The 14199-nt window shown below is 43.6% G+C and carries 14 protein-coding genes; all 14 read right to left on the minus strand.

Annotated features, from left to right (window positions below; genetic code table 11):
- Positions 1-133: 133 nt before the first annotated feature.
- Positions 134-403 carry a hypothetical protein gene (locus ABK447_RS11375; protein ID WP_052250225.1) on the minus strand — a complete coding sequence of 90 codons (270 nt, stop codon included), beginning with the start codon at positions 401-403 and terminating at the stop codon, positions 134-136.
- Positions 404-704: 301 nt separating this feature from the next.
- Positions 705-914, minus strand: a complete 210-nt coding sequence (locus ABK447_RS11380) for a bacteriocin-like WGxF protein (protein WP_052827494.1) — start codon at positions 912-914, stop codon at positions 705-707.
- 13 nt (positions 915-927) lie between these two features.
- A complete protein-coding gene (locus tag ABK447_RS11385) occupies positions 928-1548 on the minus strand; it encodes an ABC transporter ATP-binding protein (RefSeq protein ID WP_059367392.1) in 621 nt (206 codons plus the stop codon).
- Entirely contained in the window at positions 1545-3710 is a 2166-nt protein-coding gene (locus ABK447_RS11390; RefSeq protein WP_094031746.1) for a DUF1430 domain-containing protein, read from the minus strand. Before ABK447_RS11390 ends, ABK447_RS11385 begins: the two co-directional genes overlap by 4 nt.
- A 163-nt stretch (positions 3711-3873) precedes the next feature.
- Positions 3874-5511 (minus strand): YndJ family protein, encoded by a 1638-nt coding sequence (locus ABK447_RS11395; RefSeq protein ID WP_221663971.1) that lies wholly within the window; start codon positions 5509-5511, stop codon positions 3874-3876.
- Complete coding sequence (locus ABK447_RS11400; RefSeq protein ID WP_007410154.1) at positions 5505-6113, minus strand: DUF4166 domain-containing protein; 609 nt, start codon at positions 6111-6113, stop codon at positions 5505-5507. Before ABK447_RS11400 ends, ABK447_RS11395 begins: the two co-directional genes overlap by 7 nt.
- Positions 6110-6925, minus strand: coding sequence for a hypothetical protein (locus ABK447_RS11405; protein WP_007410155.1), 816 nt, complete (start codon positions 6923-6925; stop codon positions 6110-6112). The genes ABK447_RS11400 and ABK447_RS11405 overlap by 4 nt, the downstream gene beginning before the upstream one ends.
- Positions 6926-7043: 118 nt before the next feature.
- Positions 7044-8315, minus strand: coding sequence for an MFS transporter (locus tag ABK447_RS11410; RefSeq protein ID WP_039063165.1), 1272 nt, complete (start codon positions 8313-8315; stop codon positions 7044-7046).
- 74 nt (positions 8316-8389) lie between these two features.
- Complete coding sequence (locus tag ABK447_RS11415; RefSeq protein ID WP_020955884.1) at positions 8390-9391, minus strand: substrate-binding domain-containing protein; 1002 nt, start codon at positions 9389-9391, stop codon at positions 8390-8392.
- An 83-nt stretch (positions 9392-9474) separates the two neighbouring features.
- Positions 9475-10311 (minus strand): SDR family oxidoreductase, encoded by an 837-nt coding sequence (locus ABK447_RS11420; RefSeq protein WP_007410158.1) that lies wholly within the window; start codon positions 10309-10311, stop codon positions 9475-9477.
- Positions 10308-11384 (minus strand): mannonate dehydratase, encoded by a 1077-nt coding sequence (gene uxuA / locus ABK447_RS11425; RefSeq protein WP_039063163.1) that lies wholly within the window; start codon positions 11382-11384, stop codon positions 10308-10310. The genes ABK447_RS11420 and uxuA overlap by 4 nt, the downstream gene beginning before the upstream one ends.
- Position 11385: 1 nt before the next feature.
- Entirely contained in the window at positions 11386-12021 is a 636-nt protein-coding gene (locus ABK447_RS11430; RefSeq protein ID WP_007410160.1) for a bifunctional 2-keto-4-hydroxyglutarate aldolase/2-keto-3-deoxy-6-phosphogluconate aldolase, read from the minus strand.
- A gap of 13 nt (positions 12022-12034) precedes the next feature.
- Positions 12035-13054 (minus strand): zinc-binding alcohol dehydrogenase family protein, encoded by a 1020-nt coding sequence (locus ABK447_RS11435; RefSeq protein ID WP_039063162.1) that lies wholly within the window; start codon positions 13052-13054, stop codon positions 12035-12037.
- A 29-nt stretch (positions 13055-13083) separates the two neighbouring features.
- On the minus strand, positions 13084-14040 hold the full coding sequence (locus ABK447_RS11440) for a sugar kinase (protein ID WP_032871576.1): 957 nt from the start codon (positions 14038-14040) through the stop codon (positions 13084-13086).
- Positions 14041-14199 lie beyond the last annotated feature (159 nt).

Below are 14199 nucleotides of genomic sequence, written 5' to 3' on the forward strand. Positions count from 1 at the left end.
TATTCTAGGAAGTTGAATAGTGAATAAAAAATTTTGTCTCATTATCCTAAGTATACTTAGATATTGAGACAAAATGAGAAAAAATAGGACTTATTACGATTTATCTTCGCTATATACTATGAATAAGACTTCTTCATTCATATACGTAACAAACTCCGCCTTCTGTAGTTACACACTCAAAATCTTCCCAATAATATTTTCCTTCACTGTCTCTAAAGAAAATTCTAACAGTATCATTACCAAGCCATCTGTATTCTTCAACCTTATCATCAAATTGTTTGTTTCGAATTGGGATTAAATTTCCTGGTTTAGTTGCTGCATCAGCCGCTTGTACTCCAGATACTAGCAAGGCCCCCACCAGTGCTGTAGCTCCTGCTATCTTCTTGAATTTACTTTTTAACATTTTTATTGCCCCCTTTTGATTTGTTGCCTGCTGCTTACTCACTTAGCAGGCAATCTGATTTTATCACCTTGCAAGAGGGAAATTTGTCATATTTTGTAGATGAGAGTATTATTTTCGGAAAAAATACAAAATTATGGCGATTCTTTTCCATTCTTGAATTCTGAAACTTTTCGAAGGGCTTCTGATAGCGATCCTTTTTGCAAATATGCTTACATAAAAAAACCGGCGTGTTGGCCGGTCCTTTCTTCTAGAACAACATGTACCCTTCTTGATACTTCGTGAGGAAGCATTAAAGCCTTTATTAAGCCTCGTAATTTCTGCTGTTTGAACCTAAATTCCTAAAGAGTAAAGAAGAAAGCAGAGCTAGTACAAAATAAACAACTACAAATCCGCCCCAGAAGATTACTGCTTGATCAAAAGGTAAACCAAACATTCTAAAAATTATTCTGTGTACCACCCCGGTAATAATGACCAGGATGCTTGCTGATAACGCAAAAGTAATGTGTTTCAATTTAAACCTCTCCTTATGAAAGATTAATAACTCTGTCAGACCCATTGGCGATTTCTTGATCATGTGTAACACAAATAATCGTTTTCCCCATACCTTTTAACTGATGGAATAAAGACAAAATAATGCTTTTGTTATATTCGTCTAAGTTTCCTGTCGGTTCATCAGCCAGGATAATATCACAAGGCTTCAAAATAATTCTTGCGATGGCCACACGTTGTTGCTCTCCGCCACTCAGTTGATAAACCTTTTTCTTTAAAAAGCTTTTATCCAGACCAACCATTTCTAAAGCTTCTGTCAACTTTTCTTTCTTAAAGTCTTTTGCATAAGCCGTCGAAAGTTGTAAATTTGTTAATACTGTTTCATTGTCCATAAGGACATAATTTTGAAAGATATACCCTAAGTTCTCTCTCCGTAGTTTCATCACGTCGTTAGGTTTAGGGTTTCGAAAGCCTAAAATCTCAATATCTCCTGAGTATGGAGTATCAAGAAGGCCTATTATATTTAGAAGGGTTGTCTTCCCTGAACCGCTCTTACCAACAATTGAAACAAATTCATTTTCTTTTATCTGAAGAGAGAAATTCGAAAGAACAGATTTTTCATCAAACGTCTTTGATATGTTGTTGAGTGTAATCATATTCTATCTCCTTTTAAGATCTTATTCATGTTTTTCCTGTTTAAATAGACACTCAGAAAATAAAGAATAAGCAGCTCGATTACAATAAACAGCGCGATGAAAATTGTTAATTCAAAGATTTTGTAATAAATACTGCATCCTAAACCTATAAGGCAATTGGTTAAAAGGGAAAAGATGATTAAATTTTTATTTCTGGCCCAATATGAATATCCAAAAAGCTCTTTAAGGTACAGCCGATATGCATTTGCGCTGTAATACGACCAAATATAAGCAACAAGAAAGGCTATGGAGAGGATAACTGTTAGTGTTAGTCCAATTAAATTCTGCAAGAATTGATTCTGAATACTTGCTATATTGTCGCTTAACTCTTGATAAACCGAAATTGATGAATCAATTAGATCTCTCGTATTGGTCTTCTCCAGATAAGGAACTATGCGGTCATACGCCATGCCTTTTGAAGAATCTGAAAAGAATAAACTTGAGGTTGAGTAAGCACCTATAACAGATGGATCAACGTTGTCCGTGAAAATTGCAGCTATTGGATCAACAATGTTATTTTTATTGCCGGCATCCCCAAACTCACTATTAAAGGTGAAATACTCCTGCCTATTTTTAGTATAAATGATGTTGATTTTCAATTCATCTTTTTTAAGGGTGTTTAAAGGTTGATTCATCTCCTTGTTATACATATTATCTAATTCAACTTTGTCAAAGAAAAACTGATCCCTGTATGCAGCTATTATTTTTTCTTTATATTTTTCATACTTTTGTGGAACAAGCAGGTTCAATGTATTTGAATCAATCCTTAATTGCTTTTGGCTTATGGCTTCCCCATTAGCGCCGATAATGGGATTCACCTTTAAATAATTAGGGCTGATTGTAATACTTCGTCCAGATGGAGAGTAAATTTCATTTTTCTTTGTCGTATTTAAGGTGTAAAAATAAACAGGTTTTTTTCCATCTTTCCTTAGTACAGCATAGTTATGTGCATCAATGACGAACGCATTTTTATGCTTCTCTAATTGATGATACAACGCGCGAACTCTAACATTTTTCTCCCTGTCTAATTTTAAATCACTATAGTCTATCCCGGTATTTGCAAAGCTTGTCTTATAAGTGTTTTGTGTCTTTTTCCAGTACGATTGATTATCAAGCTGCTGTTTGAGATCGAATACGTTAGAAAGTGAAAACGCAACAATATTGAAGAGCAATATCGTGACAACAATTTTAAAGCCTACAGATAACCATTGGAATTTTTTAATCGGTGTGCTGCCTTTGATCGAGCCACTAATGTCGCTGTTGTTATACAAGATTAGGGTAACAATGATGGTGTATACCATCATGATAAGCGCACCAATCACCGCGTTTCTAATATAAATTCTAAGATATGCAGCCAACCAGTCATTTAAATTGAAAGAAAAAGCTAGTAAAGCTACAATAATTGCACCGCAAAATATGATTATAATTAGAGGCTTCAAGAACATTGCTGGGTAAGAAAGCAGTGTTTTAACTTTGGAATACCCCCATAACTTTTGCAGCAGAAGCCGTTTGCGATTTTTAATTACAAAATAAAGGACACCAATAAACAAAATCAGCATAGAAAGCAACACCAGCATAAGCAAAGTTTTGTTAAACATAAAAGCAGTATTCTCAGTGATGTTTTCAAAACTTACTTCACCATAGTCAGCAAAAAGGTTTTGTGCTTTCTCCAATACCTTGTCATCGTTAGATGAAATATAAAATTTGCTTCCTATGCCTATATTCTTTATTTGATTGAAGTCAAAATATCTGATTTCCCATGTTGACAGCGGAAAAGAAATGCTGCCGATCATCTTCTGCTCTGAATGGCCTCTTAGAAAATTTGACACAAGTTTATTGCCGTTATGTATTGATGGTTCATTTTCAGGGCTTGTAGAATAGATGTTTAAGCTCTTTTCATCCAAGAAATTGTATTGAGAAATGTTCACTTTGTTTTCTTTTGAGAAGGCGGCCAATCTCTTTACAAAGTCCTCACTTTTAAATTCTGAAGTATAATCGATTATCAATGCTTCTTTATTGGAGAATAAAGTGTAATAGATTTGTTTGTTAAGAGTGTAATGATAGCTTGACATATTCATTGAGAGCAAAACCAGAATGAACAATATGTAGATTGTTTTCTTCATTGGACAGCCTCCATAAAAAGAAATCCGGTGCTGTCTTGTATTCAAGTTTGACCACACCGGAAGGAAAATTAAAAAATCACTTTGCTATCGTTTTCTTTATTTTGTATTCCAAAAAGCCTTGTTTCCGAACCAAGTTTGATACACGGAAGCGTAGGCATACCCTTCATCTTTTTTCTTCCATTCGGTTACCTGCGGAAGCATGAGTGATCCGATAATGCACAGTTAAAAATTTCAGTCCGAACAGCCACATATGATGAACGGCCTTCAGGCTGGTTTCGCTCTGGGCTGAAATAAGAAATGTCTCTGCCAGCGGAAGATGACACGTCCCCCATTTCGTCTGCAGATAAATCCCTTCATCACCCGCTCCGCTTTTTCGCCGTCTGCTTGTCAAAACAAGATTCTGCTTACGCGCATAAGGCTTTAAAATGCCCGTCATTTGGCCGTACGGCAGCGGAAGAGAGATATTCATGTATCCTTCCCCTTTTGCCCTGTACGCTGAATACAGCGCAGTAAAAACGGTTTCCTGCTTTTCATTTGTTCTGATCCACGCACGGACATTTTTTCTGCCGTCTTTGTCAGAGTCAACTCCTATAATATCACTGTGCATGATATACCAATCCGGATTCATGGACAGGTGAATCTGCCCCGCTCTTCTGCTGAACGGCTCGTACACGCGCGCGAACGGACGAAACCATCCGCTCCACGTCACTTTTGCCATGATGTCATAATCAATTGTCTCTTCATAAAAGGAAATAACGGCCGGCGCCAGTTTTTCAGTTGAAAAGTCTTCAGAATGCAGTTCTCTCAGCTGATCCAGAAGGCCGGTATAATGGATGTCATTTGCTGCATGAATATCAGTCAAAAATTCTTTGCCTATCGTTCTCTTCCCGTAAATACGGCTGAACGTTCTTTCGCTGCCCTCATCAAACGGTCTCGGATTTTCCAACCTCCACCCCGCCAAAGCCGGCAGGATAACGCCGAATGCATTGACGGCCCCGTGAATCCAAATCATCTGGCTGATCGTGAGCGTTGCCTCCTCGCGGTAGACACCGTACGAATATATCAAAGAAAAAGCAATTGTGATCATTAACACAGCCGAAGAACTCCTGATCAAGATCCTGCCTGTTTTCGTAACAAACGGCGCCGTAAAGACGAGATATGCATTTACATACAGACCCGCCAGATACAGAGCGACAGCAATCACATCAAGTGTCTTTGAAAATGTAATCCCCAAGGCAATAAGGATCGGCGAAATCAAAATAATGACCGTGCTCCATCTGTAAAGAACCCGTTTCTCCCGTATGATCCTGCCGAGCAATCCGTTAAAGATCGGAATGAGAAAAGCGGAATAGTGAAAGTGCACCGCCGTCAGCAGAACGATAAGCGGGCCGAAATTCATGACGGGAATCTCAAGGACATATGCGAAGAACCAGAATCCGCCCCCGGCCAAATAAATGAAACCCGCCATAACAGACATCTCTTCTGTTCTGTGAATATTTGTTTTCATCAGCCGCCGGACAGCATACAGTGCCAGCCCAACCGTATAAATGAGCCACACAACGGCAAAAAAACTGAAGTCTGTGACAAGCGCAAGCACCGCACATAAAGCGGCAACAGGATAACTCCGTAATAACACATTCTCTAAGGTCTTTGACGGCCGAAAAGCAAAATCGAATACAGCGGGAACGAAAAAAAGTACGGAAAATAAAACAAACATCTCAGCAGCTGATATATACGGAGCTTCAGCCGCCGCAAATCCCAAAAAGCAAATCACGCTTACCATGAGATGACGCTTCAGCATGTTTCTCCCTCTGTTTCCCGGAAAGTCCCCCGGTAAGAGAAAAGCGTGCCGAGTATCCGGTTTTTCACATGAACCTTTATGCTGAAGCAATTCATTTCCTCATCATAAGCCTCATAAACGGTTGAACTGCCGCACAGCCATGCCGGAAGCGGGATTTTCTTTCCGACTATCAGGAGCCACTGCCTTCCGGATGTAATAACAAGCCCTCCGTCTGAAGACGCTTCTAAATGCAGTTCAGACAGTAGGATGCGGGGTTTGCCGAAGTAATCAAGAATTCTGTTTTCCCGCTCATCATACTCCATGACCGCATCAAAAAAACGCGGTTTGCTTTTAAAGAAAAAGGTACGATTCCATTCCACGCCATTTTGCCTGTTTTTGTTTTCGATAGTGAAAGGGATATCGTTTCCCCTCTCTGAGAAAAAACATCTGAAAAAAACACCTGTCTTTAAAAGCATTCTGACAAGAAAAGAACCTCCCTTTATTTCTGACATAACGCCTTCTCCGCAAAACGTGCGTGATCCGTCAAATCTGTACCGTTTCTGCAGCATCGGGTGCAGTGATTGATAATGAGTAATCGCTTTTTCATACATTGAATCCGTCATTTCACTTCTCTCTTTCGTTTTGTATGCCAGGCGCTCGGCAGCTTGAGCTTAAGAATCATTGCGGCTATCGTAAGCACTCCTAATGAGATCACGAATCCGCCGCCCGAATATAGCAGTGCCGTTACACAAAAGAAGACTGACTGCCCGGTGTGAATCAGCCACTTTCTCCGCATGGGAAGCAGCCATAATACCCCTAACCCTGTCTCCAGCGCTCCCCTCACGATCTCTGCATCGGCACAGCCATCATGAAAGCCTTGAAAAAACCAATACAGACTGAATACGAGACACATAAAGACATAGACAAACCCGAAACGGACTGATATCTTCGGATGTCTGTTTTGTTCTATCCAAAGCCGCAACGCATCAAAGCTCCATGCGGTAGCCCAGCTTAGCAGAGGACGAAATAAAAACCGGTCTATCCAACTTCCCGGCAGACCGCGGGCCGTTTCATATTGATATTGAGTCAAAAATGCGGTTTGTCCGTTATCCCGCTCTATATACTTCCAGTAGCCCCTGCCTTCTTTTATAAGTGACAGCGGATGATCAGAGGCAAAAGCGAGCGAAGACACTCTTTCTGACGAGCGAGACCTTATGTCACCTATTGATTCGCCCGTGCCGGATACCTTCAGCCCAAAACCGATTCGTGTTTCATATAGAAATCTCTGCGGTTCATCTGGCAGCCTATGAAGATATGTAATGTCAGAAAAACGCAGATCCCATTCTTTATGAAGATGCGGGTTTTGCGTATATTCCCAAAGCGTTTCTATATCAGATGCAATATTGATTTCGACATATATCGGCTTCTGTTTCATGCCCCCTCCTCTTCCCTTCTTTTGTAAACAATTCCTATATTATCATAGGAACAGATCAAGCGGCAGAACGAAAAGGCCATCCCGTTATCGGCAGGACAGCCTCAGTGGCTTTGATGACTTATGAATAAGGTATCGTGTCTTTTTTATCTTCAGAAGCGGTTTGAATGATAATCGGGCGCACGAAACGGATTACCGCAGCCGAGGCCAAAACGGCTAATCCGCCTGCAAGCAAAAACGCCCCGGAGAATGATCCGCTTTTGTCCGCGATAAAGCCGGTTAAAGCAGGCCCGATAATACCGGCCGTGTTTGCAAGAAAATGCATAAAGCCGCCGACTGATCCGACATTCCTTTGATCAACCACATCATGAATCACCGCCCAATAGATAGAGCCCGTTATATATAAAAAGAAGACTGATAAAGCAACAAGAATAACGGCACTTACGGTAGTGGTAACAAGTCCGGCAAATCCGATCAGTACAGCGGAAGCGAACAAACAAGTGACAAGAATGACTTTCCGTGAGAACAAAACCCCTTTTCCGGCGGTTTTTTTGAATACATAATCAGAAATCATTCCGCCTGCCGCCAAACCGATAAATCCAAGAATCCAGGGAATAACAGTCACCACGCTCATAAATTCAACACTTAAACCGCGTTCTTTCACCAGATAGCTCGGAAACCATGTTAAGAAGAAAAATAAGATGTAATTGTAGGCGAAAAAGGCAAAAGCCGTGAAGAGAACCGTTTTTTGTTTCAAATAAAAGGTCATCGGGATATGCTGCTCATGCGATTGAATCGCCGCTTTCATTGCCGGGGCGTCTTCCGTCGGCGCCGGCCGTTCTTTGACATATTTAAACCAGATGACCGCCCAGACTAAACCGATAATCATGATCAGGACAAAGGAAACCTTCCAGCTGAACGCCACAGCAATCATCCCGACAATCGGGCCGGAAATCGCCCCGCCGAGCGGCGTGCCGCTGTTTGTCAGGCCGATGACCGTGGCGCGCTGAGACGGAGGAAACCAATTGTTGACCATTTTGCTTATGGCAGCCGACAGCGGCCCCTCCCCCATACCGAATAAAACACGGATAATCAATAGACTTACAAATCCGAAAGCAAGCGCAACCGCCCCGCTGAAAAGAGACCAAACGATCATCGCCGTACACAATGTCAATTTAGCCCCATACCGGTCAGATGCAACACCGCCGAGAAAGTTAAACACAGCGTATCCGACAGAAAAACTGCTGAAAATCAGCCCCATTTGGGTTGCAGACAATGTGAGATCCTGCTGTATGAACGGCGCTGCAATAGACAGCGCTGAGCGGTCTAAATAGTTAATCACCCCGGCTGAAAATAAAAGAAGAATAATAGGGAATCTATCTTTTGAGAACATATAATCCCCCTCTCATTTCATAATATTCAGACATTTAAATTGCCGGAGTAAACCGGTTTATGCAGTGAAACCGGTTATCCGGATTGCCTTGCGAGCAGCGCCGGTTTATAGCGGTGAATCCGTTTTTCACCGCCATCTTTTTCTTGTATCTGGCGAAGAAGAAGGCTTCCCGCTTTTCGCGCCATTTCTGCCGCAGGCTGGACGATCGTCGTAATCGGAGGAGTAAAAAAACCCGCAAAAGGAACTTCATCAATTCCGATGACGGCTGCCTTATCCGGAATTGTCATATCATGCTCCTTCATATACTTCAGCACCTCAACAAGAACGATATCGTTTGCCGCCAATATCGCTTTCGGAGGCTCCTCAAGTGAGAACAACTCTGACAAAACATTGGAAATATCAGCCGCATCGGCTGTTTTGATATATTCGTCCCGCACCATCATTCCGTGGCGGTCAAGCGCCTTCTTATACCCTTCAATCCTTTCTACCCTCGGACTGATTTCCCGAATAATGGACGTCGTAATAATCGCAATTCTCTTAATGCCGCTCTCGATAAACCGGTCAACGGCAAGACCGGCTGCATGATGGTTATCAAGCATCACTGTCGGAATCCCGAGTTCTTCAATGGTTCTGTCCATAAACACGACCGGAAACGTATCGCGTTTCATCTTTTCATATAAAGAGAGATTTTCGCCCGTCGGAAAAATAATAATTCCGTCCACCTGCTTAGCCCGCAGCATTTCAATATATTTCTTTTCTTTTTCCGGTTCATCATCCGCATTGCAGACAATAATATGAAATCCTTGTTCATGAAAATAGTCTTCCACCGCCCTGATGACCTGAGTGGAAAAAGTGTGAAGAATATTAGCCACCACCACACCTACCGTAAATGTTGATTTCTGTTTTAAGCTGCGGGCGACGAAATTCGGCTGATAGTTCAGCTCTTGAATGGCCGCTTCTATTTTTTGTTTCGTTTTCTCGCTCATATAGTCATAGCGCTGATTTAAAAATTGAGATACGGTGCTTTTAGATACGTTTGCATATTTCGCCACATCAGAAATTGTAATGGTTTTCATAGACTCATCCCCGTCTGTCTTCATTTTTCACTAGTATAAGTCAGAAGTAAATGGTTTACAATCTGACAGGGACATGGATTCTGTCACACTCCGGAATAAGCCATAAAACCTCCGTCGACGGGAACGGTGACCCCGGTGACGAAGCCTGAGCATGAATCATCCGAAAACCACAGGAGCGTTCCCAGAAGGTCTTCCGGTTTCCCGAAACGTTTCATCGGTGTATGTGCCATAATCTTATTGGATCGGTCTGTCAGACTTCCATCTTCCTGTAATAACAACCCACGGTTTTGCGCTGTCAAAAAGAAACCCGGAGCGATGGCATTCACCCGCAGCCCTTTTTTTGCGAAATGAACAGCCATCCACATCGTAAAATTCTGAATCGCCGCCTTGGCCGCGCTGTAGGCGGGCACCTTTGTCATCGGTGTATACGCACTCATAGAAGAAATATTAATAATCGCGGGACATTCCGCCTTCAAAAGGTCTTTTCCAAACACTTGCGATGCCAGAAATGCACCGGTAAAGTTGGTTGAAAATACGCTGGAAAACCCCGTTTCGTCCATATCAAAAAATGATGTGCCCTGCTCATCCTCTTCATACGTCTCGCTGGCAGTGATCGCATCAGGGTGGTTTCCCCCGGCTCCGTTAATTAAAAGATTGACAGAACCGAACCGGCTGATAATCTCGTCTTTTGCCTTTTCGAGCGAATCACGGGCTGAAACATCAGCCGGTACAGAAACCGCGGTTCCTCCAGCGTCAGCAATCTCGCCCGCCGCACGCTCTGCTTTATCAGCATTCCGGCTGACGATCGCAATTTTCATCCCCTGCCGTGAAAGCTCCTTTGCCATTGCTGAACAGAGAACACCGCTCCCGCCTGTTATGACAGCGGTTCTTCCTGATAAACGTTCATGAATCGGTCTCATCCCTTCACCTCTTTCTCATGAGACGAGAATGCATCCCACAGTCCGCTCAAGTACATAATTCCTAAGGCACGATCATATAAACCATAGCCCGGCCGGCATTGTTCGCCCCAGATATGACGGCCGTGATCAGGCCGTACATATCCTTTGTAGCCTTGGCCGTGCAATTCTTTTACCACACCGGTAATATCAATGGACCCATCACTGGTAAGATGCGAAGTTTCCGTAAAATCACCGTTATCGCTGATTTTCACATTTCGTATATGGGCAAACGGCGCAGCTCCCGCATAGTGTTTGGCGATCTTCACCATATCATTGGCGGGATCCGCTCCCATCGAACCCGTGCACAACGTAATACAGTTGGCGGGTGAATCTGAAATCTCTCGCAGCTTTTCATAACTTTTCTCACCGGTGATAATACGGGGCAGGCCAAAAATTGACCAGGGCGGATCATCCGGATGAATGGCCATTTGAATGCCGTGTTCCTCCGCTACAGGAAGGATTTCATGTAAAAAGAATTCTAGATTGGCCCAAAGCTGTTTTTCACCGACCGTTTGATAGGCCTCAAACAGTTCCTTGATCCGGGCCATTTTCTCCGGTTCCCACCCGGGAATCGTCAAATCAGAAGATTTTTCAACCGTGCGGATCAGTTCCTCCGGAGGGAGACTTTCCACTTTCGCTTTTTCAAAAAACAGTGCGGTTGACCCATCCTCCAGCGCGCGAAACATTTCGGTACGCGTCCAGTCAAATACCGGCATGAAATTGTAACAGATGACTTTCACGCCGAATTCGGACAGATTGCGAATGGTCTGTTTATAGTGCTCAATATATTGTCCGCGTTCTTCATGACCGAGTTTAATGGCTTCATGAACATTCACGCTTTCCACGACCTCTGCATGAAACCCATAGGATTGAATGTTTCTGACTTCCGCTTCAATGTCCTCCTTTTCCCATACTTCGCCCGCGGGCTTCTGGTGAAGAGCCCAGACGATGCCTTTGACCCCGGGAATTTGTCTGACATGTTCAAGAGTCACCGTATCATTACCTTGGCCGTACCAGCGAAACGTGATATTCATGTTATACCCCCGTATATTCGTTTTTTCGGCAGACGTATTCTTTGCTGAGGGATACGGCAGCTTCATAGCCGCCCTTTTGATATGCTTTTGTCAAGTCGCTTCCCACACCGACCGCGACCGCTCCGGCAGAGAGCCAGTCATTCATGCTGTTTAATGAGATACCCCCGGTCGGCATAATGCGGACATTCGGCAGAGGACCGTTGACCGACTTGATAAATGAAGGTTCAAACGAATTAGCGGGGAACAGCTTTACCACATCACATCCGGCTTCAAGGGCCAAAGCCATATCAGACACACTCATGCATCCCGGAAGATACGGTACGCTGTACTGGTTGCATAGAGATGCTATCTCTTTTACAAAATGAGAGCTGACGATAAATGAGGCGCCTGATAAAATGGCGTGTCTCGCCGTTTCTGTATCCATTACAGAACCGGCTCCAAGAAGAATATCTTGATGCCGGAGTTCCTTAAAGACATCTTCCACTTCAGGAGTTGTGTATGTAAGCTCAATGGCACTGATACCTCCTGAAATGGCCGCTTTTGAAACTTCAAGCGCCTCTTGGCTGTTTTGTCCCCTTATGACAGCCACCACTTGTGCATGCAGAAGTTTTTCGTAAATGGCGTACTTAGGCAGCATTCTCGCTCCTCCTTTAATCAAACGTAATGATTGCTTTTCCCACCTTGTCCGGGTGCTGTTCGATCAACTGAAATGCTTGATAGACGTCATCTGCTGAAAATGTATGTGTAATAAGACCGCCGTGCGTTAACAGGCCTTTATTCAGTAAGTCTGTAATGTACGGAAACTGATTCGTCTGCAATCTTGAACCGGTTATCGTGACTTCCTTTTTTGTGATCGGAAGCTGAGAAATGCCGGCAGTCCTCTCATCAAAACCAAGCACAACCACATGACCGGCCGGAGACACCGCGTCAATGGACGTTTCAAACGTTGAGGGGAGACAGACGGCATCAATGACGACATTGGCGCCTTCTTTTTTTGTCCATTCGTTCACCCGCAAAACGGGATCTTCTTTTTGCGCGTTGACGGTAACGTCCGCACCGTTTTTTTCAGCGAATGCCAAGCGTTCATCATTCAAGTCGGTTATCATGACAGTAGCGCCTTTGAACTTTGCCATTTTTAATATGCAGATTCCGATCGGTCCCGCTCCCTGAATCAAAACGGTATCTTCCTTCTCGACACGGCCTCTCCAAACGGCCTGGGCGCCGATCGTATATGGTTCTGCCATGACCGCTTCCTCCCAGGCCAGATCGGGGGAAACGGCATGCAGCTGCTTTTCCGGAACCACGATATATTCCCGCATCCCGCCATCTTCATGAACGCCGAACACCGAAAGCGCTTTGCAGACGTTCGGACGTCCTTTCCGGCAGGCATAGCATGTTCCGCAATAAGATATCGGTTCAACCACTACGCGGTCACCCGGCTTGAAACGCCGGACATGAGAACCGGTATTTGCGACTTCCCCTGTAACTTCATGTCCGATTACTCTCGGCAGGGACGCTAACGGATTTGTCCCATGATAAATATGCAAATCTGATCCGCAAATTCCGACCCGCTTCACCTTGACAAGAACATCATCCGCGTGGACAACAGACGGTTTCTCACATTCCGTCACCACCAGATCAAATGCTTTCCGTACTAGAACCGCTTTCATTTTCTCACCCGCTTTTTAAGTTGTGCTTGCTACCGTTCAATCACAGTCTCTTTGTTTACAAATGACAGAACCTCTTCTAGATAGGGAAGCCCTTCATTGTCACCGGAAACTGTGGTGACGAGCGCACCGACCGCATTGGCAAACTCCAGACGTTTTTCCGGTTCAAAACCATGCAGATAACTGTACAGGTAGCCGGCATTAAAGCCGTCACCCGCTCCTACCGTGTCAACAGGCGCAACCGGGAAAGCCTCTTTGTGAATCCACTTATGATCATGATACAGCGCAGAACCTGCTTCACCGTCTTTTATGACAAGCTGACTGATTGAATAGGTCTCTGCAAACCGGGCTAATGCTTCATTTTCCCCTATACCTGTCAGCTGTTTCATTTCGTCCCGGCCCGCCAGAAGAATATCAGTATGCGGAAAGATTTGATGAAATGCCGCACGCGCCTCCTCGATCGTCCACAGCTTCAGCCTGATATTCGGATCAAAAGATACGGGAATCCCTCTTGCTTTGGCGATGGAAAGCACCCTTTCAGCAATTTCAAGATTTTTCTTATCAAGCGCGAGGAACACACCGGTAAGATGAACAATGTGAATGCCGGCAAACATATTCTCTGTTATATCTTCCGGTGCAAGAGTCAGAATTGGTGAATTGAAACGATAATAAAACGTCTTGCCTGAACCGTCATTTCTGATCTCTTTGACATTTAAAGATGTAGGAAAGCCTTCAACATAGGAGACGTCAGTCACATCAATTCCTTCTCCTTTGGCAAACTGATAAATCACTCTGCCGAACTCATCCTTCCCCAGTCTGCTGACCCACTTTGAGTGCAGATTCAATCTGGCGCATGCAATCGCAAAATTCAGTTCAGCTCCTCCTGCTTTTCGTTCAAAATGGGTAACAAAACGCAAAGGTCCTGTGCTTGCGGGATTTAAGGTGATCATCGCATCACCGATCGTAAAAATGCCATAATCAGAAGCCACATCAATACTCCTTTCTTTTAAGACTAAATCGGCTTGGTAAACCGGTTTAGTAAAACTTTATATGAAAACCCTTACACACGCAAGAGAAAAATACAATAAATTCAAAAAACTGTTTTCGGTAAAAAAACCCGGTTTTTCACATAAAAAAACCCCTCACAA

The organism is Bacillus sp. hwrm1, from assembly GCF_040207805.1.
Lineage (GTDB): Bacteria > Bacillota > Bacilli > Bacillales > Bacillaceae > Bacillus > Bacillus velezensis.

Coding starts and splice junctions, on each gene's coding strand:
- ABK447_RS11400 (WP_007410154.1), bottom strand. CDS start 6,113: ATGACGGATTCAATGTATGAAAAAGCGATTACTCATTATCAATCACTG.
- ABK447_RS11385 (WP_059367392.1), bottom strand. CDS start 1,548: ATGATTACACTCAACAACATATCAAAGACGTTTGATGAAAAATCTGTT.
- ABK447_RS11430 (WP_007410160.1), bottom strand. CDS start 12,021: ATGCTGCCTAAGTACGCCATTTACGAAAAACTTCTGCATGCACAAGTG.
- ABK447_RS11415 (WP_020955884.1), bottom strand. CDS start 9,391: ATGAAAACCATTACAATTTCTGATGTGGCGAAATATGCAAACGTATCT.
- ABK447_RS11405 (WP_007410155.1), bottom strand. CDS start 6,925: ATGAAACAGAAGCCGATATATGTCGAAATCAATATTGCATCTGATATA.
- ABK447_RS11420 (WP_007410158.1), bottom strand. CDS start 10,311: ATGAGACCGATTCATGAACGTTTATCAGGAAGAACCGCTGTCATAACA.
- ABK447_RS11410 (WP_039063165.1), bottom strand. CDS start 8,315: ATGTTCTCAAAAGATAGATTCCCTATTATTCTTCTTTTATTTTCAGCC.
- uxuA (WP_039063163.1), bottom strand. CDS start 11,384: ATGAATATCACGTTTCGCTGGTACGGCCAAGGTAATGATACGGTGACT.
- ABK447_RS11395 (WP_221663971.1), bottom strand. CDS start 5,511: ATGCTGAAGCGTCATCTCATGGTAAGCGTGATTTGCTTTTTGGGATTT.
- ABK447_RS11390 (WP_094031746.1), bottom strand. CDS start 3,710: ATGAAGAAAACAATCTACATATTGTTCATTCTGGTTTTGCTCTCAATG.
- ABK447_RS11435 (WP_039063162.1), bottom strand. CDS start 13,054: ATGAAAGCGGTTCTAGTACGGAAAGCATTTGATCTGGTGGTGACGGAA.
- ABK447_RS11375 (WP_052250225.1), bottom strand. CDS start 403: ATGTTAAAAAGTAAATTCAAGAAGATAGCAGGAGCTACAGCACTGGTG.